Here is a 26535-nt window from a genome sequence, read left to right as displayed (position 1 = left end):
TTCCCGAAAAAAATGTGAGCAGTTACGCTCACATTTGTTGTTCTTCTTCATAATCGCACGAAATACATTGTACTTGCACGCCTTTTTTTAACTTTTTCTCTACAAGCATGCCTTCACACTTCGGACATTTACGACCAATTGGCTTATCCCAAGATACAAAGTCACACTCTGGATACGTACCGCATCCATAGAAAAGACGTTTCTTTTTGTTACTGCGACGCTCAATAATTTGTCCTTCTTCACATTTCGGACAAGTTACACCGATTTCTTTCACAATCGCTTTTGTATTACGACAATCAGGGAAATTCGAACAAGCCATAAACTTCCCGTATTTACCCATTTTAAAGACCATTGGATGTCCGCATAATTCACAGTCTTCCCCAGCTGGCTCATCTTTAATTTCCACTTCACGCATTTCTTTTTCCGCTTTTTCTAAGCGCGGTTCAAATCCTACGTAGAAATCATCAACAATTTTCACCCAATTGGCATTTCCTTCTTCTACTTCATCAAGGCTTTGCTCCATATTGGCAGTAAATTCAATGTTAATAATTTCTGGGAAAAACTCTAAAATAAGTTCAATTACTATTTCACCAAGTTCAGTCGGAACGAAGCGTTTATTATCCAAACCTACATATCCACGTTTTTGAATCGTTTCAAGTGTAGGTACATAAGTCGACGGTCTTCCAATTCCAAGTTCTTCAAGTGTTCTTACTAGACGGGCCTCTGTATAGCGCGGAGGAGGTTGTGTAAAATGTTGCTTCGGTTCTAAATCCTTTGAAAATACAGTTTCCCCTACTTCTAAAGGCGGCAACATCTTATCCTTTTCTTCCGCACCATCATCTTTCGACTCTACATACACTTTCATAAATCCTGGGAACTTTACAACCGATCCACTTGCACGGAACTGAACATTGTTATTAATGAGTCTCGCTGTCACAGTATCCATTATAGCAGACGCCATTTGACTTGCAACAAATCGCTCCCAAATCAATTTATATAATCGAAGTTGATCACGACTTAAGAAACTTTTCAGTTCCTCTGGCTTTCTCATTACCGAAGTAGGACGAATTGCCTCATGTGCATCTTGTGCATTTGACTTTTTCGATTCTTTCTTCTTTTCTGTTCCTATGTATTCCGTACCATACGCTTCAGTGATGTAAGTACGTGCCTCTGTTTGAGCTGTTTCTGAGATACGTGTTGAATCAGTTCTCATATACGTAATAAGACCTACAGTTCCTTGTTTTCCAAGATCTATCCCTTCATACAATTGCTGTGCAAGCATCATCGTTTTCTTTGCTCGCATATTTAACTTACGTGCTGCTTCTTGTTGCAAGGAAGATGTTGTAAACGGTAATGCAGGATTACGTTTTCGCTCTTTGCGCGTTACATTTTCAACTGAAAACGCATTGTCTTTCATCTGTTCAATTATTTCATTCACTTGCGTTTCATTCGTTAATTGAACTTTTTCACCATCTACACCGTAAAAACTTGCTTCAAATGTGTCTTTTCCTTTTACAAATTCTGTTTTAATTGTCCAGAATTCTTCAGGTTCAAAGCTTTGAATTTCCTTTTCACGTTCGATGATTAAACGAACTGCTACAGATTGTACACGCCCTGCACTTAATCCTTTTTTTACTTTCTTCCATAATAAAGGACTAATATTGTAACCAACAAGACGATCAAGTATGCGTCTTGCTTGTTGTGCATCTACTAAATCCATATTAATTGCGCGAGGATGTTTAAATGATTCTTTGATTGCATCTTTCGTAATCTCATTAAACACAACCCGACAATCTGATTCAACGTCCACATTTAACGTATTCGCTAAATGCCAAGCAATCGCTTCCCCTTCGCGGTCTGGATCGGCCGCGAGATAAACTTTCTTTGCTTTTTTCGCCGCTGATTTTAAATCCTTTAAGACGGGACCTTTACCACGAATGGTAATATACTTCGGGGTGAAGTTGTTCTTTACTTCTATCCCCATTTGACTTTTTGGCAAATCGCGAACATGTCCCATAGACGCGACAACTTTGTATTTTTTCCCTAAATATTTCTCAATGGTCTTCGCCTTAGAAGGCGACTCCACGATTACGAGGTAATCTGACATGCTAGTGCCTCCTTAAGAGGTGGATTCAAGTCTTCATTAATCTTATTGATTTCTCTTGTTTTTGTCAATCAAGAATGAATATACCATACAGTGCCAATCTACCATTTGTCAATAATTGTTTAATAAAAATTTAAAAATATAAGGTTAATTTAAAATCTCCTCCAAGATATCTTCTGCATTTCTTACTAATTTTGCTCCTTGTTGAATAAGATGATTCGTTCCCGATGCCCCCTCTATAAATATAGGTCCAGGAAGCGCAAACACCTCTCTATTTTGCTCTAACGCAAGGTCTGCAGTAATAAGTGTTCCACTTCTCGATTTGGCTTCTACAACTAAAACACCTTTACTTATACCACTAACAATCCGGTTCCTTTTTGGAAAATACCATTTTTTCGGTGCATAGTGTGGAGGATACTCTGTCAATAACAATATATATTCCTTCCACATTTCATATAAATGTCTATTTTCTTTCGGATACATAAACGACAATCCGTGCCCTAATATCGCAATAGTCGGGCAATGATGCCTTACTGTAATCTCATGAGACATTGTATCTATCCCTTTTGCAAACCCACTGACAATAAGCCACTCTCTTTCTAATAAAGGGTGTAAAATAAACTTCAAACTCTCATGACCATATAATGATGGTTCTCTCGTTCCAACAACTGCTAATTTATTTACTTTATTGAGAAAATCTTTCTCTCCTTTTCCATATAAAACGAAGGGAGGATCTTGTATTTCACGTAATAATTGCGGATAATTTTCATCCCATATCGTTATATAAAAAATACGATTTTTCTCTAAATAAGATATATATTGCGGAAGATTTGAACTTTGAAGAAATTTCACTAGTTCTGAAGATTTTTTCGAGGATATTCCAGTGTAGTATTCCATTTGTTTTTCGTTAAAAGTATATATGTTCTTTAATTCTGGATCGACATATAGTAGCCTCTCCATCGCTTTCCAATAATCTGCTAGCAAGTAATGAAGATGTAATAATCGCTCTCTTTTCATCTCAATTCTCCTTACCCATAATTTTTATTATGTAAACAGAAAAAGTGTAAAAAGACACCCTCAAGTAAGAGGGTGTCTTTCAACAGATTAATAGTTTTTGCAAGTCTCAAATAAACCTTTTTCTTTTAAAACAGAGATTAGCGTTTCTCCCATAACTGCTGGAGTTTCAGCTACTTTAATGCCACAAGCTTCCATTGTTTTAATCTTTTCAGCAGCAGTTCCTTTACCGCCAGAAATGATTGCACCAGCATGGCCCATACGTTTGCCAGCAGGCGCTGTTTGACCACCAATGAAGCCTACAACAGGTTTTGTCATATTAGCTTTTACCCATTCAGCTGCCTCTTCTTCTGCTGTACCGCCGATTTCACCAATCATAATTACAGCATGTGTTTCTTCATCTTCATTAAATGCTTTTAACGCATCAATAAAGTCTGTACCGTTAACAGGGTCCCCGCCGATACCTACAGCAGTAGATTGTCCAATACCCTCTTGTGTTAACTGGTGTACAGCTTCATACGTTAAAGTACCAGAGCGCGATACGATACCTACATGACCTTTTTTATGAATGTATCCTGGCATAATACCGATTTTACATTCATCAGGCGTGATAACACCTGGGCAGTTTGGTCCAAGTAAACGTGTATGTTTACCAGCCATATATCTCTTTACGTTTACCATATCTAATACAGGAATTCCTTCAGTAATACATACTACTAAATCAATTTCTGCATCAACTGCTTCCATAATTGCATCAGCCGCAAAAGCGGGTGGAACGTATACAACTGAAGCGTTTGCGCCTGTTGCTTTCACTGCATCTTCTACAGTATCAAATACTGGTACACCTTCAATATCAGTGCCACCTTTACCTGGCGTTACACCACCGACAATTTTCGTACCGTATTCAATCATTTGTTTTGTATGGAATAAACCTTGAGAACCTGTAATACCTTGAACAATAACTTTTGTATCTTTATTAACTAATACGCTCATTTTTCTCCCCCGCTTTCTATTAGCCCACTAGTGAAACAATTTTTTGTGCACCGTCTGCCATAGATTCTGCTGCAACAATATTTAAGCCAGACTCATTTAAAATTTTCTTACCTAGTTCTACGTTTGTACCTTCAAGACGTACAACTAAAGGTAACTCAAGACCTACCTGTTTCGTTGCTTCAATAACACCTTCTGCAATAACATCACACTTCATAATGCCACCAAAAATGTTAACGAAGATACCTTTTACATTTTTGTCAGAAAGGATAATTTTGAATGCTTCTGTAACTTTTTCAGCAGTTGCACCGCCACCAACATCTAAGAAGTTAGCTGGGTCACCGTGGTAATGTTTAATGATATCCATTGTAGCCATCGCTAAACCTGCACCATTAACCATACAACCGATATTTCCATCTAAAGGAATGTAGTTTAAGTCGTATTTTGAAGCTTCAATTTCTTTTGCATCTTCTTCGTCAAGATCACGAAGCTCTAAAATGTCTTTATGGCGATATAACGCATTAGAATCAAAGTTTAATTTTGCATCTAGTGCCATAACTTTACCTTCACCTGTTGTAACAAGTGGGTTAATCTCAGCGATAGAGCAATCTTTTTCAATAAACGCACGGTATAAGCCCATCATAAACTTCACAGCTTGTCCTACAAGCTCTTTTGGAATATTGATGTTAAATGCAATTCGGCGCGCTTGGAAACCTTGTAAGCCTACTGCTGGATCAATATATTCTTTAAAGATTTTTTCAGGTGTTTTTTCTGCTACTTCTTCAATTTCTGTTCCGCCTTCTTCAGAAGCCATTAAAACAACTTGAGAAGTTGCACGATCTAAAACTAGACCTACATAATATTCTTTTTTAATATCGCAACCTTCTTCGATAAGTAAGCGTTTTACTTCCTTACCTTCAGGACCTGTTTGATGTGTCACAAGTGTAGTTCCTAAAATGCTTTCTGCATATGTACGAACTTCATCTAAATTTTTTGCAACTTTTACTCCGCCAGCTTTGCCGCGTCCACCAGCGTGAATTTGTGCTTTCACTACACATACATCTGTTCCTAATTCTTTCGCTGCTTCTACAGCTTCTTCTACTGTAAATGCAACCTTCCCGTTCGGAACGCTAACCCCATAGCTTCTAAGGACTGCCTTACCTTGGTACTCATGGATATTCATGGTCCCATCCTCCCCTGTTTTCCTGTTTTACTCGAAAAGTTTTTTAATGTTTAAAAAACATTACATTGCCATTGTATAAGATGATTGGCACGCTGTCTACAATAAAGTGTCAGAAAACTGAAATCGCTTTATTCTTTTTCGGAAATAGTAATGTTTATATGCCAAAATAAAAAATAAGCTGTATATTTACAGCTTATTTTTGAATCATATCTTTAATTGGCGCGAATGACTTTCGGTGTTCCTCTAATACTCCATGCACTTCAATTGCCTCTAAATGTTGCTTTGTGCCATATCCCATATGTTGCTCAAATCCGTATTCAGGATACTTCTCTCCCAGTTCTTTCATCATACGATCTCTCGTTACTTTTGCGATAATGGATGCAGCTGAAATCGAAACACTTTTCGCATCACCTTTAATAATTGAAGTTTGCGGAATTGGTGTGGGAAGCTTCATCGCATCAATTAATAAATGTTGGGGTGTATAAGATAAATTTGCAACAGCATCTAACATCGCTTGTTTCGTTGCTTGGTAAATATTAATTTCATCAATAACTTGCGGTGATACAATTCCAACTCCAATTGCAATCGCTTGTACTTTTATTTCATCATAAAAACGCTCACGTTTCGCTTCACTCAGCTTTTTTGAGTCATTTAACCCTGGAATATAAAAATCCTCAGGAAGAACGACAGCTGCCGTCACAACAGGCCCAGCCAATGGCCCGCGCCCTACTTCATCAATACCTGCGATATATGTGACCCCTTTTTCACGCAAAGCATTTTCATACTTGGACATTTCAAAAAACTTCTCTTTTTCTTTCTGTTCTAACTCTTTTTGTTTATACCACTTCAAAACGAGCTTTTGAACGCCTTTTCGCTCATCTTTCATTAACAGTTGAAAGCGATCATCTTCTTCATTCATAATTTCTTTCAATACATTTTCCGCTTCTTTTATCGTCATTGTTTGCATTTATACAAGCTCCTTTTTAAACGTATCCAAAAAGAAAAGACGCACAAACGCACGTCTTATACTTCTTCTATTTTTTCCACATCTTCTACTTGCTCTGCAAACTCTTCCGGTGTCTCAAACGTCATTTTTCCAAGTTTGCCACCACGAAGCTCACGAAGTACAAGCTCAGATGTCTTATCATAATCAATCATTCCGCCGCCCATTAAGCAGCCTCTATTTTTTCCAATTGCATCGAATAATTCCACAATATCTTCTGGAATCTCATTTAAATTGTAGCGTTCTTTCAAGCGTTCTGGATAATGTTTCTCCATAAAACGTAATGCGTAAACAGCTACATCTTGTAAATTTAAAATTGAATCTTTAATTGCACCCGTCGTCGCTAAGCGAAGACCCACTAATTGATCTTCAAATTTAGGCCACAGAATACCTGGCGTATCTAACAATTCCATTTCCTTCCCAACTTTAATCCATTGTTGAGCTGTTGTCACACCTGGACGATCTCCTGTTTTAGCAATATTTTTCTTTGCCAATTTATTAATTAATGTAGATTTACCAACATTTGGTATACCTACAATTAATGCGCGAATCGCTCTCGGTCTAATACCTTTTGCAACCATTTTATCAAATTTTTCTTTAACAAGCACTTTACAAGCTGCTGCAATTTCTTTCATACCTTGTCCAGCTTGCGCATTAATCGAAATTGCCATATGGCCTTTTTCTTTAAAATATGCGATCCATTGTTTTGTTAAACGATCATCTGCCATATCCGCTTTATTTAAAACAACAAGCCTCGGCTTATGTGTAATGATTTCATCAATCATTGGGTTTCGAGATGATAATGGTAATCGAGCATCTACAAGCTCAATTACAACATCAATTAATTTTAATTTCTCCGTTACTTGGCGTCTAGCCTTCGCCATATGCCCTGGAAACCATTGAATTACCATGTTGCCACCTTCTTTTTCATTTATTTCACAATACGTGCGTCTTCTAACGGCCAATATAACATATTGGCTTTACCAATTACTTGATCCTTTGAAATCGTACCGATTGAACGGCTATCTTTACTAAAACGACGATTATCACCTAAAACAAATAATTGATCTTTTGGAACAGTTTTCTTGCCTGTCATTTCTTCAAGATTAAAATCATATGTAAGCGGTCCGTCAGCAATTTGCTTTTTCTGCTTGTCTAAATACGGCTCCTCATAAGCCTTTCCGTTAACATACAGTTTATCATTACGATACTCTATTTTATCGCCTGGCAGGCCTATAATGCGCTTAATGTAATCTTTATCTTCTGTTGCTCGAAATACGATAATATCAAAGCGTTTTGGATCTCCAATGTGATAACCAATTTTATTCACAATCATTCGATCACGATCATGTAAAGTAGGTGCCATCGATACCCCGTCTACGAGAATTGGAGCAAAGAAAAACTGTCTAATAACACCAGCTAATACAACAGCAATCAAAATTGCTTTAATCCATTCCCAAAGTGAACTCTTCTCTTTTTTCATGCATTTCCCCTCCACGGTTATGTAAGCTGTTCGTATTATACCAAAATTTCATATAGATTGGAAAAAGGGAGCTTGTGCATTTACAAGCTCCCATACATGTCTTATCGAATTTCTTTAATACGTGCTTTTTTACCGCGAAGGTTACGTAAGTAGTATAACTTAGCACGACGTACTTTACCACGGCGAAGTACTTCGATTTTCGCGATTCTTGGCGTGTGAACTGGGAATGTACGCTCAACACCTACACCGTAAGAAATCTTACGAACTGTGAATGTTTCACTAATTCCGCCACCACGACGTTTAATTACAACACCTTCGAAAAGCTGAATTCTTTCACGAGTTCCCTCAACAACTTTTACGTGTACACGTAAAGTGTCACCAGGACGGAATGAAGGAAGGTCAGTTTTTAATTGGCCTTTTGTAATTTCTGCGATTAATTGTTGCATATTAAATTCTCTCCTTTAAACAGATGCTCTTATAAAGTCTTAATAAATTACAGCGGAACATCGTTAATACGGCTACTGATTTCAGTAGCACAAATGTTATAATAGCATATTACTAGGCCTGTTGCAATAGCAAATATATGAAGTTATTACTGCTCTCGCTTTATTTCCTCAAGCCATTTTTTCTCTTGTTTAGATAGATCTCTATCATCTAACAAATCAGGTCTACGCGTATACGTACGGCGCAAAGATTCCTTATGTCGCCATTCGTCAATATTTTTATGATTCCCTGACATTAATACATCCGGTACCTTCATACCACGAAAATCAGCCGGACGTGTATAATGAGGATGCTCTAATAAACCTGTACTAAACGAATCCTCCACTTGTGAAGCATGATTTCCTAGCACGCCTGGCAAGAGACGTACAACACTATCAGTAATAACCATAGAAGCTAATTCTCCGCCCGTTAATACATAGTCACCAATAGAAATCTCATCCGTTACGAGATGCTCACGAATTCGTTCGTCATACCCTTCATAATGCCCACATACAAAGATCAAATGTTCTTCCTCTGCAAGCTCTTCCGCTTTCTTCTGCGTAAATCTTTCGCCCTGCGGACACATTAAGACAACTCTCGGCTTACGCTCTGTCTCTTTCGTCAAATCTTCTACAGCATCAAAAATAGGCTGAGGAGTAAGCACCATACCAGCTCCTCCGCCGTAAGGATAATCGTCTACGCTATTATGCTTACTTGTTGTATAATCACGAAAGTTAACAACACGAAGGTTTACCGCTTCTTTTTCTTGCGCCTTCTTTAATATAGAAGATCCAAATACACCGGTAAACATGTCTGGGAACAACGTTAAAATATCAATTTTCATTATAGCAACCCTTCCATTACATGAATGGTTACTAATTTATTTTCAATATTAACTTGAAGTACAACGTCATCAATATAAGGAATTAAAAGATCTTGACCCTTCGGACGTTTAATCACCCAAACATCATTTGCACCAGGAGAGAGAATTTCTTTGATTGTCCCTAGCGCTTCTCCTTCTTCCGTTACAACGCTGCAACCAATAATTTCGTGATAGTAGTATTCACCTTCAGCAAGTTCGCCTAACTGCTCTTCTGGTACTTTTATTAAAGAACCTTTAAACTTCTCTACTTCATCTACATTGTTATATCCTTCAAATGTTAATAAATCGAATGTCTTATGTTGGCGATGAGAAGTTACCTTCACCGGAAGGTAGTCTGTGTCTTTCTCATTCGATATGTATAGTGTGTTTCCTACTTTATATCGCTCTTCTGGAAAATCAGTACGAGAAATAACACGGATTTCTCCTCTTACGCCATGAGTATTTACAATTTTCCCTACGTTAAACCATTTTGTCATAAATAGTATGTCACCCCTGGTTTCTATATAAATTAAGCATCTCCATTTCATAGATGGAACATGCAATCTCTATTTAAATGTTAAAAAAGGGAGAGGAATAACTCCTCGCCCTTTTTACGTTTATTGAATTTCCAGTGTTACTTTTTCATCATTATGATGTCCCACTGAATACAAGAGCATTCGAATCGCTTTCGCAACTCTCCCTTGCTTTCCAATGACTTTTCCAACATCCTCAGGATGTACAGTTAATCGATACTTTATCTCTCCGTTGTAAAGTTCCTGTGTAACTTTTACATCTTCAGGATGATCGACAAGAGGCTTGACAATCGTCTCGACTAACTTCTTCATAGTCATTGCCTCAATTACTTACCTTGTTTAGATAAGTGGAATTTCTCCATGATACCTTGGTTAGAGAATAAGTTACGAACTGTATCAGATGGTTTAGCACCATTTCCTAACCATTTTAATGCTGCTTCTTCGTTGATCTTAACTTCAGCTGGTTGAGCAACTGGATTGTAAGTTCCGATTTCCTCAATGAAACGTCCGTCACGAGGAGAACGAGAATCTGCAACAACTACACGATAGAAAGGAGTTTTTTTAGCTCCCATACGTTTTAAACGAATTTTAACTGCCATTTATAAAGCACCTCCGAATTTATTTCACACAGATAATTATATTAGCAAAAAGACTATTGCTTTGTAAAGTATTTTTTCTTAACAGAGCCATCTTTTTTTCCTTACATGAATGGAAACTTCAATCCACCTAGTCCTTTTTTCTTGCCTTTTTGCATTCCAGTCATCGTCTTCATCATTTTTTTCATGTCATCGAATTGTTTGATTAGACGATTGATTTCTTGTACAGTTGTACCGCTACCTTTGGCAATGCGCTTTTTGCGACTAGCATTGATTATTTCCGGTTGTTCTCGTTCTAATTTAGTCATAGAACGAATAATTGCCTCAATATGCCCAATTTGTTTTTCATCAACTTGCGCATTTTTCAGCCCTTTAATTTTATTTGCACCAGGAAGCATTCCTAACAATTCATCAAGCGGCCCAAGTTGACGCACTTGTCCAAGTTGTTCTAGGAAATCGTCAAGCGTAAACGAAAGCGTACGCATTTTTTGCTCAAGTTCTTTTGCTTTCTCTTCATCAACTGTAGCTTGCGCTTTTTCAATCAATGTTAAGACATCGCCCATCCCTAAAATACGGGATGCCATACGCTCTGGATGGAACGCTTCAATTGCATCTAGTTTTTCACCCATACCAGCAAATTTAATCGGTGTGTTTGTTACAGCCTTAATAGATAATGCAGCACCACCGCGCGTATCACCATCTAATTTCGTTAATACAACACCTGTTAAACCTAACTGTTCATGGAAACTTTGTGCAACATTTACCGCGTCTTGTCCCGTCATCGCATCGACAACAAGGAAAATTTCATCCGGTTTCGCAACTTCTTTAACTTTCGCTAATTCATCCATTAGTTCTTCATCAATATGCAGGCGACCCGCTGTATCGATTAAAACATAATCATGATGATCTTCTTTTGCTTTTGCAATCGCTTGTTTCGCAATTTCAACAGGACTTACTTGATCTCCTAAAGAAAATACAGGCATGTCCAATTGCTTCCCTAATGTTTCAAGCTGTTTAATTGCTGCTGGACGGTAAATATCAGCTGCAACAAGCATCGGTTTACGATTATGCTTTTTACGAAGCAAATTCGCAAGCTTACCTGTCGTCGTTGTTTTACCCGCACCTTGCAGACCAACCATCATAATAACAGTCGGTGGCTTATTAGCAACAGCAATTTTGCTTTGCTCTCCGCCCATAAGTTCTGTAAGTTCTTCCTGTACAACTTTAATTACTTGTTGTCCAGGTGTCAAACTTTTCATTACATCTTGTCCGACAGCACGTTCAGACACACGCTTCACAAAATCTTTTACTACTTTAAAGTTAACATCTGCTTCTAAAAGAGCTAGACGAACTTCTCTCATCATTTCTTTCACATCGGCTTCAGAAACTTTTCCTTTGCCGCGGATTTTTTGCATTGTCTGTTGAAGTCGGTCGGCTAATCCTTCAAATGCCATATTGCCGCCCTCCTAATCTAATTTTTCGATAGCTTCAACAACTTGTTTCATTTCTTCATTCACATGCTCTTCTTCGCTGATTAGCTGTTTTAGCTTTGCAACAAGTCGCTGTCGCTCTTGAAACTTTTGAAGTAATACTAATTTTTCTTCATATTCTTCAAGCATCGCTTCAGTCCGTTTAATGTTATCATACACGGCTTGGCGACTTACATCAAATTCTTCCGCAATTTCACCAAGAGATAAATCATCTAGATAATAAAGCGACATATAACTTCTTTGTTTTTGCGTTAACAACGATTGATAAAAATCAAATAAATAGTTCATTCTCGTTGTTTTTTCGAGCATGTTGGATCATCCTTTGTTAAGTGATTTCCCTTTACATGAATTAGTTTACATGGAGTCCAAAAGAGTGTCAAGTTTTTTTCTTAACATCATATATTTTTATAGAAAAAGAAGCGGAAATACCGCTTCTTTCGCTTATACTTCTTCTGTTTCTACTAAGTTCGCAAATAAACCATACACATATTGTTCTGGATCAAACTGCTGCAAATCATCCATTTGCTCTCCTAATCCAACAAACTTCACCGGTACATCCATTTCGTTACGAATCGCTAATACAATACCACCTTTAGCAGTTCCATCTAACTTCGTTAAAACAATACCAGTTACATTCGTTGCCTCCCGGAATGTTTTCGCTTGGCTTAAACCGTTTTGTCCTGTTGTTGCATCAATAACAAGCAATACTTCATGAGGAGCACCTGGTACTTCACGCTCAATTACACGCTTCACCTTCTCTAACTCTTTCATTAAGTTTACTTTATTTTGCAAGCGTCCTGCTGTGTCACATAGTAATACATCTACCTTACGTGCTTTCGCAGCTTGTACAGCGTCATACATAACCGCCGCTGGATCAGATCCAGATCCTTGTTTAATCACTTCTACACCAACACGATCGCCCCATACTTCTAATTGTTCAATCGCCCCAGCACGGAATGTGTCTCCTGCTGCCAATAGGACTGACTTACCTTCTGATTTAAACTTATGCGCCAGTTTACCAATTGTTGTCGTTTTTCCTACACCGTTAACACCAACAAATAAAACAACCGTTAATTGGTCCTCTTGCATATTAATTTCGTTACTAAAATCGCTGTCACCTTTGTAAATTCCCACTAGTTTTTCTGAAATAACAGCTTGTACTTCTTTTGGATCTTGAATGTTACGACGTTGTACTTCTTCTTTCAATTGATCAATTAATTCCATTACCGTCGCAACGCCAACGTCTGCACCAATTAAGATTTCTTCTAACTCTTCGAAGAAATCTTCGTCCACTTTACGGTAACGATACACTAAATCATTCACTTTATCCGCAAATGAATTTCTAGTTTTTTCTAATCCGTGTTTAAATTTCTCTGTAACTGTATCCGTTTGTTTTGAAATTTTTTCTTTTAGTTTTTTAAAAAAACTCATACTTTCCCATCCTTCCTATTCACTTGCAATAAGTTCTTCTCCAGCATCTAAACGAACCGAAACAAGTTTAGATACCCCTGATTCTTGCATTGTTACACCGTACAACACATCAGACTCTTCCATTGTACCTTTTCTATGTGTAATTACAATAAACTGCGTCTCATCACTAAATTTCTTTAAATACTGTGCAAAACGAGCTACATTCGCTTCATCAAGGGCGGCCTCTACCTCATCTAGTACACAGAACGGTACTGGGCGCACTTTTAAAATACCAAATAAAAGCGCAATTGCCGTTAAAGCACGCTCTCCACCTGAAAGTAAACCTAAGTTCTGCAATTTCTTCCCTGGCGGTTGTGCTACAATATCAATACCCGTATTTAGTAAATCCTCTGGATTAGTCATTACTAAATCCGCTCTACCGCCTCCAAATAATTCAGAGAATACCGATTGAAATTCCACTCTAATGCCTTCAAACGTAGTAGAAAAGCGTTTTTTCATTTCTTCATCCATTTCGGTAATAAGCTGGTGCAATGTCGTTTTCGCTTCTTCTAGATCGTCTCTCTGCTCTAGTAAGAATGTATGACGCTCCGCTACACGTTCATATTCATCAATTGCCCCTAGGTTCACTGTACCTAACTCTTCTATGGATAATTTGATTAATTTTACTTTCTTACGCGCATCTTCTGCAGGCATTGTCATTGTATATTTTAGTTTCGCCGCTTCAAATGAAATCGTATATGTTTCACGTAAATGTTGTAATCTATTTTCCAACTCTACATCAAGTCGGTTTATTCTCACTTCTTGATCTTTCAACATTTCAAGAATATATTTATGTTTACCTGTCGTTTCTTTCAAATTGCGTTCTAAATGTTCTACTCTCTCTTGCAACGATACACGTTGTTCACGACGAGAGCGAATTAATTCTGAAGTTTGATTACGATCATACGCTTTCTTCTCAATCATATTCGTAATTTGCTCTTCACCACTTGAATTAGATGTCATTTCTTGTTTTAAGAATGCTAAATCCTCTTTCGTTTTTACAAGTGTCGCATCCGTTTCTTCTTTTTCCTTCGTCAATCGTTCAATTTTTTCTTTTTGATTAGATAAGCGTTGTTGCTTTTCAGCTGCCAGCACTTTTAATTCAGTCATTTCTTTTTGAACTTTTTCTTTCGAAGAATGTTGCTCACTTTTTTGTTTTGTTAAAGCTACAATTTTACTATCTAACTCAGTGATATCAGCTTGAAGATTCGCTAAAATCCCTTCTAACTCCTCTTTACGCCCTTGCATTTTTACTCGATCTTGTAAAAACCCTTCAATCTCTAAATCATAAATAGACAAGCGGTCATTAATACGATGTTCTTCTAATTCTAAACGATTAATCTCTTCTCTTAATTTCTGCTCTTCTACACGATCCACTTCTACAGTTTTCCTTAGTTCGCGTATTTTCACTTCTTTTTCTTGAATCTCTTGTTTTACTGCTTTAACAAAGTTTTCTAACTTCGTTGTTTTTTCTTCCATATCAGTTAACTTGCGAGTCCACTCTTCCAGTTCACGTTGGCGTCCTAATAAAGAAGATTTCGCTTGTTTTACCGCCCCACCAGTCATAGAACCGCCAGGATTCACTACGTCACCTTCAATTGTTACAATGCGATAACGGTATTGCAGTTGTTTCGCCAACTCATTTGCTCCGCGTAAATCTTTCGCAACAATAACAGTACCTAATAAATTTGAAACTACATTTTCATATTTATTGTTGTACTGCACAAGTTCTGCCGCCACACCTACAAACGATGGGTGTTGATTTACAATGCGTAATTGCTCAAATGATAACGATCTGCTTTTAATAACAGCTTGCGGTAAAAACGTTGCACGTCCATGTTTATTTTGCTTTAAAAATGCAATCGCATTACGAGCATGCTCCTCTGTTTGTACAACAATATGCTGCATCGCTGCACCTAGAGCGATTTCCATTGCAACTTCGTATTCTTTCGGAACCGTTAACAGTTCCGCAACAGCACCCTCGATACCTTGCAACCTATTTTCTCTAGCTTTCAATACTTCACGTACACCTTGATAGAAGCCAGAATAGTCTTCTTGCATCTCTTCAAGCATTTCTTTTCGAGAACGTGCCTGTTGCACAAATTGGTATGCTTGGTATAGTTTTGTTTCATTTTCACTATACTGCGTCTTACATTTCCCAAGTGCCGCCTCTGTCTTCTGTATGTTTGAGAGAATGCCAGCTACTTTTTCTTTCGCTTGTTCGTAACTTTCTACAAGTTTCGTCTTTTTCGCTGTAATTTCCATACGCATTTCTACATATTTCGCATTCTCTTCATCTAGACGCTCGTTTTTAGACGTTTGCTGTTTAGATTGTTCTTCAATCATAGATAATTCATTGCGATGACTAGCTTGTTGATTTAAAAGTTCAATATAGTCACCTTTTAAATTCTCAATCTGTTCCTCTAAATTGTCAGCAAAAGTAGCAAGCAATTGCTCATTATCATGCAATTTTTGCTCCAACTCTTTTACTTCATTCACAAATTGCATTAAAGCTTCTGTACTTGACTCAATCTCACCATCGTAAATTTTAGCTTTCTCTGTTAATTCAACAATTAACTGCTCAAGTTGCGCACAATGCGTCGTAGCATTTTGCTTTCTCTCTTTTAACAACTCGCGTTGCCCTTCTAGTTTTTCTAGCTCTTTACTAGAAAGAAGAAGTACCTCTTGCAACGAGTCTACAGACTCATCTACCGCTTGTAATTGTCCTCGTAATTCCTCAAGTTCTTCTTCACTTTTTTGTAAATTCGTTGACATTTTAGCTTCTTCGTTTTTATTATGCCCAAACTGATTTCGAAGTGCTTCCCATTTCTCATGTAATTCTTCAATTTCATGGACAATAAGCGCAGCTTCTACTTTCTCTAATTCTTCTTTATTCTCAAGATAATCTTTCGCAATAGAAGCTTGTCTTTCTAAAGGTTCTACTTGACTACTTAATTCATGAATTATATCTTGTACACGATTTAAGTTTTCTTGTGTTTCTTCTAATTTTCCTTCAGCTTTCTTTTTGCGAAGTTTGTATTTTAGTACGCCTGCCGCTTCTTCAAATACACCTCGACGCTCTTCTGACTTACTACTTAAAATCTCTTCCACTTTCCCCTGGCTAATAATTGAAAAAGCTTCTCTTCCCATACCAGAGTCCATAAATAAATCAATAATATCTTTCAATCTACATGATTGTTTATTAATATAAAAATCACTTTCACCTGAACGAGATACACGACGTGTTACACACACCTCATTGTATTCAATTGGTAAACGTTGATCTTCATTATTTAAAGTTATTGTTACTTCAGCAACATTAACCGCTCTCCTCGTATCACTGCCTGCAAAAATAATATCCTCCATCTTTGCACCACGTAATGATTTTGCAGATTGTTCACCAAGTACCCAGCGAATTGCATCAGTAATATTACTTTTCCCGCTTCCATTAGGTCCTACTACAGAAGTTACACCCGGGACAAAATCAACAGATACACGCTCAGCAAAAGACTTAAACCCTGCTATTTCTAATCTTTTTAAAAACACGAAAGGCCTTCCTCCTATTCTCCGTCGTTATAAATGTTCTCTATACAAAAACAAGCTATTATACGGATTTACCTTCTTTTTATTTACAAACAAAAAGAAAGTTTCATTCTATGCATAAGGAATCCCCCTCATTCAAAGGGGGATTCCTTATAGTTGTTCTTTTAATTTTTTCAATGCTTCTGCAGCAGCTTGTTGCTCTGCTTCTTTTTTCGACTTACCACTACCAAGACCTAAAGCTACGTTATTTAACGTAACACGTGACACAAATTCTCGATTGTGAGCTGGTCCTTTTTCTTGCAAAATTTGATACTCAACATTGCCACTACCATCACGCTGAATCAATTCTTGTAACTGACTCTTATAATCCATCACATGAGAAAAAGCACCCTCATTAATTTTCGGATATACAATTTCTTTTAAGAATTCCCAAACTGTTTCTAACCCTTGATCAAGATAAAGGGCACCAATAAACGCTTCAAAGACATCCGCTAATAAAGCTGGTCGTTCACGTCCACCTGTCATTTCTTCACCTTTTCCTAATAAAACAAGGCTACCAAATGACAATTCGTTCGCAAAACGAACAAGAGATGGCTCACATACAATAGCTGCACGTAGTTTTGTTAACTCTCCTTCGCTCATTGTCGGATATTTTTGAAACAGATACTGCGATACAGTAAGTTCCAATACTGCATCTCCAAGAAATTCAAGACGCTCATTATCTTCATGCGGTTTTTTTCGATGCTCATTCACATACGATGAATGCGTAAATGCTTGAATCAATAATTTTTCATCTGTAAACGTAATACCTATCTTTTCTTGAAACACTTTAAATGCTTCACGATATTTTGTTTCGTATTTTTTTTCTCTATATTTTCGGTACGGCATAGGTCCCTCCAGATATAAGCCAGAAAGCCCCGCTAAAAAACGGGACTTCACTTAAGCATTATAGATGACTCTCTATGTAAGTCACAGCATCGCCAACAGTAGCAATCTTTTCAGCATCTTCATCAGAAATTTCCATTTCGAATTCATCTTCTAATTGCATTACAAGTTCTACTACATCTAGGGAGTCTGCTCCTAAATCTTCCTTGAAGCTTGCAGCTGGTACTACCTCAGTCTCTTCTACTCCTAAACGATCAACGATGATTTTTGTTACGCGTTCTAAAACATCTGCCATTCCATTCACCTCCCCTCAAATATTATATTAAATATTGACCAAAAAAACTAGGTGAAATCGATTCTTTTATTACATTACCATACCGCCATCAACATTTAACGTTTGACCTGTAACATATTTGCTTTGATCAGAAGCAAAAAACGTTACAGCATTCGCGATATCTTGCGCTTCACCAAATTGAGCAGCTGGAATAACTTTTAACATTTCGGCTTTAATATTCTCATCTAGTACATCAGTCATATCAGTCGCAATAAAGCCTGGCGCAATTGCATTCACAGTAATATTTCGACTTGCTAACTCTTTTGCAGATGTTTTTGTTAATCCAATAACACCCGCTTTAGCAGCAACATAATTAGCTTGCCCTGGGTTTCCTATAACACCCACAACAGAAGCGATATTTATAATTCTACCGTGACGTTGACGCATCATATAACGAGATACTGCTTTTGTACATAAGAATACACCTTTTAAGTTTGTATTAATAACTGTATCCCATTCTTCTTCTTTCATACGCATTAATAAATTATCTTTTGTTACACCAGCATTATTTACAAGAATATCAACTTGTCCAAATGTATCTACTGTTTGTTTCACCATATTTGTAACATCATCAGCATTTGCAACATCTGCTTTTACCGCAATCGCATCAGAACCTAATTTTTTAATTTCATCTACTACTTCATTTGCTTTTTGTTCATTACCAGCATAATTTACTACTACATTTGCCCCTTGTTTCGCTAAATCGATCGCAATCGCGCGACCAATTCCACGTGAAGCGCCAGTTACTAATGCTACCTTCCCTTTTAACATCAGTTTTCTCCTCTCAAATTTGAAATGGTATCTTTTAATGTCTCTTCATCGTATATCGCATATGCTTTTACTGATGAATCAATTGACTTCATAAGTCCAGCAAGTACTTTTCCAGGTCCAATTTCAATAAATGTATCTACTCCCTGGTTCACCATATATTCAATAGACGGGTACCATAATACAGGCGAATAAAGCTGTTCGATTAACTTTTCTTGAATATCTGCACCACGTGTAATAACTTCCGCCGTAACATTTGCAATAACAGGAATATTCGTGTCATGAATTGTAATTTCATTTAAAACACTTTGGAACTTCTCAGCTGCCGGCTTCATAAGTGAAGAATGGAATGGCCCACTTACTTTTAGTGGAATCGCTCTCTTTGCACCATTTTCTTTCGCTCTTTGAGAAGCAACCTCTACGCCTTGCTTCGTTCCAGAAATCACAATTTGCTTCGTACTATTCATATTAGCGATTTGCACTGCATATCCTTCACTTGTTACTTCTTCTGTAACTTGTTTCAGCATATGTGGATCAGCACCTAATATAGCTGCCATTGCGCCTTCCCCACCTGGAACAGCTTCTTCCATATATTCGCCACGTTTCCTTACAGCATATACAGCATCTTCAAAAGTTAATGCACCAGCTGCTACAAGAGCGCTATATTCACCTAAACTATGACCAGCGACAAAGTCAGGTGTAATGTCATACTCTTTCAAAGCTGTCAAAATAGCAAAACTCGTTGTTAATAATGCAGGCTGCGCATTTGTTGTTAATGTAAGCTTTTCCTGCGGTCCTTCAAAAATCACTTCTGAAAGTGAATCTTCCAACACCTCATCTGCTTTTGCAAACACTTTTGCAACCTCTTTATTATTCTCTGCTAATTGTTTACCCATTCCAACTGCCTGTGAACCTTGGCCCGGAAAAAGAAATGCTATTTTTCCCATTTCAAATCCTCCTCTTATTGGAGTGACTCTTTCTCCATTACGCTTGAAATCGTAGGAATTACTTCTTTCGCTACCATTTCTCTCGTTTGACGAATCGCACTAAATATCGACTGGTCATTAGAAGAACCGTGAGCCTTAATGACAGGTGCTTTCAATCCAAATAATGCAGCTCCTCCATACTCCGAATAATCCATTTTATCTTTTAATACCATAAGTTTTGGCTTTAATACCGCCGCTGCTAATTTGCTCGTAAATGAACTCATTAATTGTTCTTTCAACATAGAGAATAGCGCAAGTGCTGTTCCCTCTAATGATTTCAACGCTACATTCCCTGTAAAACCATCACATACAACAACATCTGCTACACCTTGCAATAAATCTCTTGATTCAACGTTCCCAACGAAATTAATTGGCGCATCTTTAAGCATTGCAAATACTTGCTTTGAAAGCTCGTTTCCTTTTCCATCCTCTGTTCCAACGTTTAATAGTCCAACGCGAGGATTTTCAATTCCTCTTACCTTCTCAGCATAAACAGATCCCATTACTGCATATTGATATAAATGAATTGGTTTTGCATCAACATTAGCTCCAACATCTAACATAACAAAACCTTTTCCATCTACAGTTGGCATTGTAGGCGATAAAGCTGGTCGCTCAATCCCTTCCATACGACCGACTACAAATAATCCAGCTGCCATTAAAGCTCCTGTACTACCTGCGGATATACAAGCGTCTGCTTCTCCATCCTTTACTTGTTGTGCCGCAAGCACCATTGAAGCTTGTTTTTTTCGACGAACCGCTCTTACTGGTTCCTCCGTTGATTCTATTTTTTCGTCTGTATGAAGAATAGTAATTCGTTCATCACTCGTTAAGTATTGACGAATTTCCTCTTCTTTCCCTACTAACGTAATATGTAAATCAGAATATTCCTTAATAGCTTTCATTGCCCCTAATACTACAGCCTTTGGAGCGTGATCTCCGCCCATTGCATCTATTGCGATTTTCATAAGTTGTTACCTTCCTCACTATAATTACTAGATCGATACATTTCAAAAGTGCCTGTAAAAACAAGTTCTTCTCCAACGAAGCTACGCACTTTGACAACCGTCCGTCCCTTATCATTCTCTACATCTTCAACGCGCGCTTTTGCAACAACACGCTCTCCTAATTTTACAGGGCGAATGTATCGAATGGTAGACTTTGCAGTTAAAGCTAATTCTTCATCAATAACCGCAACAGCTAGTGAGTTTGCTTGCGCAAACAGATGATGCCCACGGGCAATTTGATTTCTTTTAAATACATGTTCTACCTTTACCTCAAAGATAGAGATTGCATGTCTATCTAATTCAATATCAATAATTTCTCCGACAACCTCTTCTAACGGTAAAGATTTCACATCTTCTTCATGTTGCTTTGTAGCTACATGTTTAATTCTCTCTCTTAATTCAGGAATAGACAATTCCATACGATCCAGTCGTACTGTTTGTATACTCACTTGAAATTTTTCCGCTAAATCTTCATCCGTAATAAAAGGATTTGATTCGATTGTTTGTTGTAATAATTCTTGTCTTTCTTTTTTACTTCTTCTTTTCTTCATACCGCACCATCCATTTTTATGACTAGGTACTAACAGTAGTATATAATCATTAAAAGTAGAATGCAACAAAAATTTTTGTTGACTCCCTTTAATCGAGCTTCTCTCCTTGGAACACACCTGTCCCATCAAGATACGTACGCAAGGCAGCGTACTGATCATTGTGCCAAAATGCTTCTGAATCTACTAGTATCGCCGCATCTTGCCTTGCTGTTTCTAACGCTCGATAATCGTGTACCATGTCAGCAACCTTAAATTCTGGTAAGCCACTTTGCTTACTCCCAAAGAAATCTCCAGGACCTCGTAATTCTAAATCTTTTTCTGACAATACAAATCCATCATTTGTTTCAGTCATTATGCGCATTCTTTCTTTTCCTGTTTCTGATTTAGGGTCTGCTATTAATAAACAATATGATTGTTCACTACCACGCCCGACACGCCCTCTAAGCTGATGAAGCTGCGATAAACCGAAACGTTCTGCATCATAAATAACCATCACAGTCGCATTCGGTACGTTCACACCCACCTCAACAACTGTTGTCGATACAAGAATTTGCACTTTATTTTCACTAAACTGGCCCATTATCTCTTCTTTTTCCTGAGACGATAATCTCCCATGCATCAATCCAACTTGGCATTTCCCTTGGTAATGATGCGTCAGCATACTATGTAAGTCGATAGCATTTTGCACATCAAGTTTCTCAGATTCTTCAATTAGAGGACAAATAACGTATGCCTGTCTTCCTTTTTTTATTTCCTTCTCAACAAAACCGAGGACGCGATCTAACATATCATGTTTTGCCCAGTATGTTTCAATCACCTTTCTACCTGCTGGCATCTCATCGATTATCGAAACATCCATCTCTCCAAATGCAGTAATTGCAAGCGTACGCGGAATTGGTGTCGCTGTCATAAATAATACATCTGGACTTTCACCTTTCTCACGTAAAACTCGGCGCTGCGCTACACCAAATCGATGCTGTTCATCTGTAATAACGAGACCCAACCTATGAAATATAACTTCATCTTGAATTAAAGCGTGCGTTCCAACAAGAATATCTATTTCTCCTTGCTCTAACTTCGCTAAAATTTCTCGGCGTCTTGCACCTTTAACAGAACTTGTTAGCAGTTCCACCTTCATACCAAAATGCGAAAACGTTTCAGCAAGCGACTGATAATGTTGCTCAGCTAAAATTTCTGTAGGAACCATTAAAGCACCTTGATAATGAGCTAATTTCGATGCATAAAGGCCAATCGCAGCAACAACTGTTTTCCCAGAACCAACGTCACCTTGTAATAGTCGGTTCATCCGATAAGGAGATGTCATATCTTTTAAAATTTCATCTACAACTCGGCGCTGCGCACCAGTTAACGGGAACGGCAATGCATCGATAAATTCTTGTAATTCTACTGACGGAATCTCTTTCTTCGTCCCTTTTGAATTTTCCCTCTCCATTTTCCTCAGTGTTTGCATTTTCAGCTGAAATAAGAAAAATTCCTCATATACAAAACGGCGACGCGCTTGCTTTAAATCCTCCTGTCCTACCGGAAAATGCAAAGCCTTAAGTGCTTCATATCTTGGTAATAATTTATACCGGCCTAACAAACCATCTGGTAACACTTCGACTATAGAATCTCCATATTCCTTTAACGCTTGAGCAATAAAACGACGCATCTGTTTTACTGTAAGTTTCCCCTTTACTGAGTAAACAGGCTCCACTTCTTGTTGACGTACAACTGGCCCAAAATGAAGTTCTGATACAGCAATTGTTTGACGATGTTGATCCCATTTACCAGTAATCGTTACCGTTTCATCTAACGTTAATTTTTGCTTATAGTAAGGCCTATTAAAACATACCGCCGTAATTAAATAACGACCGACGAGAACACGAACTGTTAGACGCGATTTCTTCTTACCATAATATTGCAACAAAGGAGCACTATGAACCTTCCCTTCAACCGTTACACGTTCATCATGCTTTACTTCAGCAAGATCTTTCATCGCATAATCTTCATAACGGTACGGAAAATGTTCTAATAGATGAGAAACTGTATAAATCCCCATCTCATGTAGTAACTCAGATGTTTCTCCTCCGATCCCCTTTACATCCGTAACAGGAACTTGTACAACATCATTCAAGATTCTCACACCCCGTCACATTATTTTCTTTATTGCATTTTATTTGAGTACCAATTAGCATCTGTAATCGCTCTCTTTCACCTTATATATTCTATCATAGGCATTCTAAGAGAAACTACTCAAATCCCTTATATAAAACAAGTAAAAAAGAGCCTCACTATTAGCAGCAAGGCTCTTTTCTCTCTTCAATATGCTAGCCTTTTGAATAAAAACTAGTAATAAACTTCATATTACTACTTCTTATCCATTAGCAAGTAAGTAATCCATTTATTTTCAAAACGAATCTTATCTTATTCTACAGAGAAGATGAAAGAATACACTGGTTGGTTTCCAGCATGCACTTCTACTTCTGCATCTTCAAATTTCTCTTCTACAAATTCAACTAACTCCGCTACTTCTTCGTCAGTTGCATCTTCACCTTGTAGAATCGTTACGATTTCAGAATCTTCATCAATAAGCGCTTCTAGTAATTGCTTTGCAGCTCCTACTTTTTCAGCATTTGTAGATACAATTTTTCCATCTGCAATACACATGAAGTCATCTTTTTGAATTGCTACACCATCAATTTCCGTATCACGTACAGCATACGTAATTTGACCTGTTTTCACATGAGATAAAGCTTCTTGCATGTTTTCTTCATTCTCTTCTAACGTTCCAACTGGGTTAAATGCTAACATTGCTGCCATACCTTGAGGAACTGTTTTCGAACGAACAACAATAACTTCTTGATCTACAACTGATGCCGCTTGTTCTGCTGCCATTACAATATTTCCGTTATTCGGTAAAATAATGATTTTTTCAGCATTTGCTTCTTCAATTGCCTTCACGATATCCTCCGTACTTGGATTCATCGTTTGACCACCTTCGATAACTTTCGTTGCGCCGATGCTCTCAAATAAAGTTTTAATACCAGACCCCATTGCCACAGTTACGATACCATATGGTTGTTTTTCTTTCGATTGAGCTGGTTGTTCAGGAACCATAGCAGGTTCATCTAATAAAGCAGTATGCTGTTCACGCATATTTTCTACTTTAATCTTAATTAAACTACCGTATTTTTGCCCGTAGTTCATAGCGTCTCCAGGATGTTCTGCGTGGATATGAACTTTTACAATTTCATCATCAGACACAACTAGTAGAGAATCACCATATACACTAATATCTTCACGGAATTTTTGTTCAGAGAAATTATGCTCTTTCACCTTTTCAGCCTCTAATTTCACCATGAACTCCGTACAATATCCATACTTAATATCTTCTGTACTCAATTGGCTTTGTACACTACGGTGATGTTCTGCGCGTACCATCTCATTCATAGATGTTTGCGTCGGTGCATCAGAAGAAATCGTTTCTCCTTTTAAGTCAGCTAAAAATCCTTCGTATACCACTACAAGACCTTTACCACCGCTATCTACAACGCCAACTTGTTTTAATACAGGTAATAAATCTGGCGTACGATTTAACGATGCGTTTGCTTCTTTCACAACGTCTTCCATAAACAAAACAAAGTCGCGCTGTTTTTTCGCAACTGTTACTGCATATTTACCCGTTTCTCTTGCAACCGTTAAAATCGTTCCTTCAATCGGTTTCATAACCGCTTTATAAGCCGCCTCTACTCCAGCTTCTAGTGCTGCAGCAAAATCAACTGTTGTTAATTCTTCTTTTTGTTCAATGGATTTAGAGAAACCACGGAACAACTGAGATAGAATAACTCCAGAGTTACCACGAGCTCCCATTAATAATCCTTTGGCTAAACTTACGCCGACTTTACCAGCATGCTGTGAAGGATTTGCTTTCACTTCACGCGCACCTGAAGTCATAGATAAGTTCATGTTTGTACCGGTATCGCCATCTGGAACTGGAAATACGTTTAATGCATCAACAAGCTGAACATTATTTGTTAAATTATTCGCTCCTTGCATGATCATTTGTGATAAACGTTTTCCATCAATTTTTTGAATTGACACAGATTTTCCTCCTTAATGCACATTACAAGTTTATTACTTTAACTCCTTGTACGTAGATGTTTACAGAATCTACTGCTAGTCCTACAGTTTGATCTAATGTATATTTCACTTTCGTCTGCACATTATGTGCCACTTCTGAAATTTTCGTACCATAGCTCACAATAATATACATATCAATATGTACTTCATCTTCATCTTTACGAACAATAACACCTCTAGTGAAGTTTTCTTTTCGTAAAATGTCTGTTAATCCATCTTTTAACTGATTTTTTGATGCCATACCTACGATACCGTAGCAATCTACCGCGGCACCTCCAGCAATTGTTGCAATTACATCTGTACTAATATCAATTTGACCGTACTTCGTTTTAATTTCAATTGACATCTCGTTTCCCCCTTCATAAATGGTGAAAGTGAGCTAGACTACTTTAGTTACTATCATATAATCTTTTTAAAGAAAATTCCATCGTTCTTTCTTTTCACTCTCATATTTTATGTTTTAAATTACACTTTTTTATGATGAGCAAAATAGTCCATTGTTATTATACAACATGTACCACTATAATATGTCAAGCAATTTTTATGGATTTTAACTTTTCTTCATTGACATATAGTGTCAAGTAAATTTTCTTGATTTCTTTTTTCTACGGTGTTGCATTCTCTTTTTAGTTGTGTTAAATTATAGTAGTGTTTTTAGCATCGCATAAAAGACTAACATTGAAAAATTACGTATGGTAAGGTATCAAGGGAGGGAAATATAAATGGCTCGTGTTTGTGCTATTACTGGAAGAAAAGCTCGTTCTGGTAACTCTCGTTCTCACGCAATGAACGCTACAAAACGTAAGTGGGGCGCTAACCTTCAAAAAGTTCGCGTACGCATCGACGGAAAAGTTCAACGTGTTTACGTTTCTGCTAGAGCATTAAAATCTGGCAAAATTGAACGTGTTTAATAATAAAAAAAAGAGCCGATAGGCTCTTTTTTTACTATAACAATGGAAAAAGCACCGGTGATAGGTGCTTTTTTTAATCTTTTTTGAAGGTATTTAACATTGCACGAACAATTCCACCAAGAAATTTAGGTAACTTAATTGTATAAAATCTCATGGTTTCCCTCCTAATCCCCATTACTCCACTTGGTCACTATAT

Annotated in this window: 27 protein-coding genes; 1 reads left to right on the top strand and 26 read right to left on the bottom strand. The window is 37.5% G+C overall.

Features of this window, described 5'->3' with window-relative positions:
• Window positions 1-28: 28 nt before the first annotated feature.
• The 25 genes from topA to H6481_RS02915 all read right to left on the bottom strand — a co-directional run bounded on the left by topA (window position 29) and on the right by H6481_RS02915 (window position 25774).
• Window positions 29-2107: a type I DNA topoisomerase gene (gene topA / locus H6481_RS03035; protein WP_001286955.1), complete on the bottom strand. Its 2079-nt coding sequence runs from the start codon at window positions 2105-2107 to the stop codon at window positions 29-31.
• Between the two features lie 144 nt (window positions 2108-2251).
• Window positions 2252-3121 carry a DNA-processing protein DprA gene (gene dprA / locus H6481_RS03030; protein WP_000818046.1) on the bottom strand — a complete coding sequence of 290 codons (870 nt, stop codon included), beginning with the start codon at window positions 3119-3121 and terminating at the stop codon, window positions 2252-2254.
• Window positions 3122-3208: 87 nt separating this feature from the next.
• Window positions 3209-4111 carry a succinate--CoA ligase subunit alpha gene (gene sucD / locus H6481_RS03025; protein ID WP_000115178.1) on the bottom strand — a complete coding sequence of 301 codons (903 nt, stop codon included), beginning with the start codon at window positions 4109-4111 and terminating at the stop codon, window positions 3209-3211.
• A gap of 19 nt (window positions 4112-4130) precedes the next feature.
• Window positions 4131-5291, bottom strand: coding sequence for an ADP-forming succinate--CoA ligase subunit beta (gene sucC / locus H6481_RS03020; RefSeq protein WP_001020790.1), 1161 nt, complete (start codon window positions 5289-5291; stop codon window positions 4131-4133).
• A 193-nt stretch (window positions 5292-5484) separates the two neighbouring features.
• Window positions 5485-6258, bottom strand: a complete 774-nt coding sequence (locus tag H6481_RS03015) for a ribonuclease HII (RefSeq protein ID WP_001194269.1) — start codon at window positions 6256-6258, stop codon at window positions 5485-5487.
• A 56-nt stretch (window positions 6259-6314) separates the two neighbouring features.
• The gene (ylqF, locus tag H6481_RS03010; RefSeq protein ID WP_000236702.1) at window positions 6315-7205 is read right to left on the bottom strand and encodes a ribosome biogenesis GTPase YlqF; all 891 of its coding nucleotides are present in this window, start codon (window positions 7203-7205) and stop codon (window positions 6315-6317) included.
• Between the two features lie 20 nt (window positions 7206-7225).
• Window positions 7226-7777, bottom strand: coding sequence for a signal peptidase I (gene lepB, locus H6481_RS03005; protein WP_182811012.1), 552 nt, complete (start codon window positions 7775-7777; stop codon window positions 7226-7228).
• A 101-nt stretch (window positions 7778-7878) separates the two neighbouring features.
• Window positions 7879-8223, bottom strand: coding sequence for a 50S ribosomal protein L19 (rplS, locus tag H6481_RS03000; protein WP_001186516.1), 345 nt, complete (start codon window positions 8221-8223; stop codon window positions 7879-7881).
• Window positions 8224-8369: 146 nt separating this feature from the next.
• Entirely contained in the window at window positions 8370-9104 is a 735-nt protein-coding gene (gene trmD, locus H6481_RS02995) for a tRNA (guanosine(37)-N1)-methyltransferase TrmD (protein ID WP_000686899.1), read from the bottom strand.
• Complete coding sequence (rimM, locus tag H6481_RS02990; RefSeq protein ID WP_000170272.1) at window positions 9104-9619, bottom strand: ribosome maturation factor RimM; 516 nt, start codon at window positions 9617-9619, stop codon at window positions 9104-9106. Before rimM ends, trmD begins: the two co-directional genes overlap by 1 nt.
• Window positions 9620-9739: 120 nt before the next feature.
• Complete coding sequence (locus H6481_RS02985; RefSeq protein WP_000737399.1) at window positions 9740-9967, bottom strand: KH domain-containing protein; 228 nt, start codon at window positions 9965-9967, stop codon at window positions 9740-9742.
• A gap of 14 nt (window positions 9968-9981) precedes the next feature.
• Window positions 9982-10254, bottom strand: coding sequence for a 30S ribosomal protein S16 (gene rpsP, locus H6481_RS02980; protein ID WP_000268750.1), 273 nt, complete (start codon window positions 10252-10254; stop codon window positions 9982-9984).
• A 101-nt stretch (window positions 10255-10355) separates the two neighbouring features.
• A complete protein-coding gene (ffh, locus tag H6481_RS02975; protein ID WP_000863460.1) occupies window positions 10356-11705 on the bottom strand; it encodes a signal recognition particle protein in 1350 nt (449 codons plus the stop codon).
• A gap of 12 nt (window positions 11706-11717) precedes the next feature.
• The gene (locus tag H6481_RS02970; protein ID WP_000891062.1) at window positions 11718-12050 is read right to left on the bottom strand and encodes a putative DNA-binding protein; all 333 of its coding nucleotides are present in this window, start codon (window positions 12048-12050) and stop codon (window positions 11718-11720) included.
• Between the two features lie 132 nt (window positions 12051-12182).
• The gene (ftsY, locus tag H6481_RS02965) at window positions 12183-13172 is read right to left on the bottom strand and encodes a signal recognition particle-docking protein FtsY (RefSeq protein WP_000007642.1); all 990 of its coding nucleotides are present in this window, start codon (window positions 13170-13172) and stop codon (window positions 12183-12185) included.
• Between the two features lie 15 nt (window positions 13173-13187).
• Window positions 13188-16757, bottom strand: coding sequence for a chromosome segregation protein SMC (gene smc, locus H6481_RS02960; RefSeq protein ID WP_182811010.1), 3570 nt, complete (start codon window positions 16755-16757; stop codon window positions 13188-13190).
• A gap of 147 nt (window positions 16758-16904) precedes the next feature.
• Window positions 16905-17642: a ribonuclease III gene (gene rncS / locus H6481_RS02955; RefSeq protein WP_001146875.1), complete on the bottom strand. Its 738-nt coding sequence runs from the start codon at window positions 17640-17642 to the stop codon at window positions 16905-16907.
• Window positions 17643-17700: 58 nt separating this feature from the next.
• On the bottom strand, window positions 17701-17934 hold the full coding sequence (gene acpP / locus H6481_RS02950) for an acyl carrier protein (RefSeq protein WP_000786062.1): 234 nt from the start codon (window positions 17932-17934) through the stop codon (window positions 17701-17703).
• 69 nt (window positions 17935-18003) lie between these two features.
• The gene (gene fabG / locus H6481_RS02945) at window positions 18004-18744 is read right to left on the bottom strand and encodes a 3-oxoacyl-[acyl-carrier-protein] reductase (RefSeq protein WP_000911769.1); all 741 of its coding nucleotides are present in this window, start codon (window positions 18742-18744) and stop codon (window positions 18004-18006) included.
• Entirely contained in the window at window positions 18744-19688 is a 945-nt protein-coding gene (gene fabD, locus H6481_RS02940) for an ACP S-malonyltransferase (protein ID WP_000515899.1), read from the bottom strand. Before fabD ends, fabG begins: the two co-directional genes overlap by 1 nt.
• Before the next feature lie 14 nt (window positions 19689-19702).
• Complete coding sequence (gene plsX / locus H6481_RS02935) at window positions 19703-20695, bottom strand: phosphate acyltransferase PlsX (protein WP_000684100.1); 993 nt, start codon at window positions 20693-20695, stop codon at window positions 19703-19705.
• Entirely contained in the window at window positions 20692-21285 is a 594-nt protein-coding gene (gene fapR, locus H6481_RS02930) for a transcription factor FapR (protein WP_000747349.1), read from the bottom strand. The genes plsX and fapR overlap by 4 nt, the downstream gene beginning before the upstream one ends.
• An 88-nt stretch (window positions 21286-21373) precedes the next feature.
• The gene (gene recG, locus H6481_RS02925) at window positions 21374-23422 is read right to left on the bottom strand and encodes an ATP-dependent DNA helicase RecG (protein ID WP_001000823.1); all 2049 of its coding nucleotides are present in this window, start codon (window positions 23420-23422) and stop codon (window positions 21374-21376) included.
• Between the two features lie 290 nt (window positions 23423-23712).
• Complete coding sequence (locus H6481_RS02920) at window positions 23713-25389, bottom strand: DAK2 domain-containing protein (protein WP_000027131.1); 1677 nt, start codon at window positions 25387-25389, stop codon at window positions 23713-23715.
• A 22-nt stretch (window positions 25390-25411) separates the two neighbouring features.
• Window positions 25412-25774, bottom strand: coding sequence for an Asp23/Gls24 family envelope stress response protein (locus tag H6481_RS02915; RefSeq protein WP_000021109.1), 363 nt, complete (start codon window positions 25772-25774; stop codon window positions 25412-25414).
• 376 nt (window positions 25775-26150) lie between these two features.
• Here H6481_RS02915 and rpmB point away from each other — a divergent pair, with 376 nt between their 5' ends.
• A complete protein-coding gene (gene rpmB, locus H6481_RS02910; RefSeq protein ID WP_000124776.1) occupies window positions 26151-26339 on the top strand; it encodes a 50S ribosomal protein L28 in 189 nt (62 codons plus the stop codon).
• Between the two features lie 73 nt (window positions 26340-26412).
• Here the strand turns inward: rpmB and spoVM are convergent, their stop codons facing one another.
• Window positions 26413-26493: a stage V sporulation protein SpoVM gene (gene spoVM / locus H6481_RS02905; RefSeq protein ID WP_001213599.1), complete on the bottom strand. Its 81-nt coding sequence runs from the start codon at window positions 26491-26493 to the stop codon at window positions 26413-26415.
• Between the last annotated feature and the right edge of the window lie 42 nt (window positions 26494-26535).

Origin of the sequence: Bacillus sp. ME78 (assembly GCF_903970865.1) — a bacterium.
In the GTDB taxonomy this organism is placed as follows: Bacteria; Bacillota; Bacilli; order Bacillales; family Bacillaceae_G; genus Bacillus_A; species Bacillus_A cereus.
This window is presented reverse-complemented; position numbering and strand designations above follow the sequence as displayed.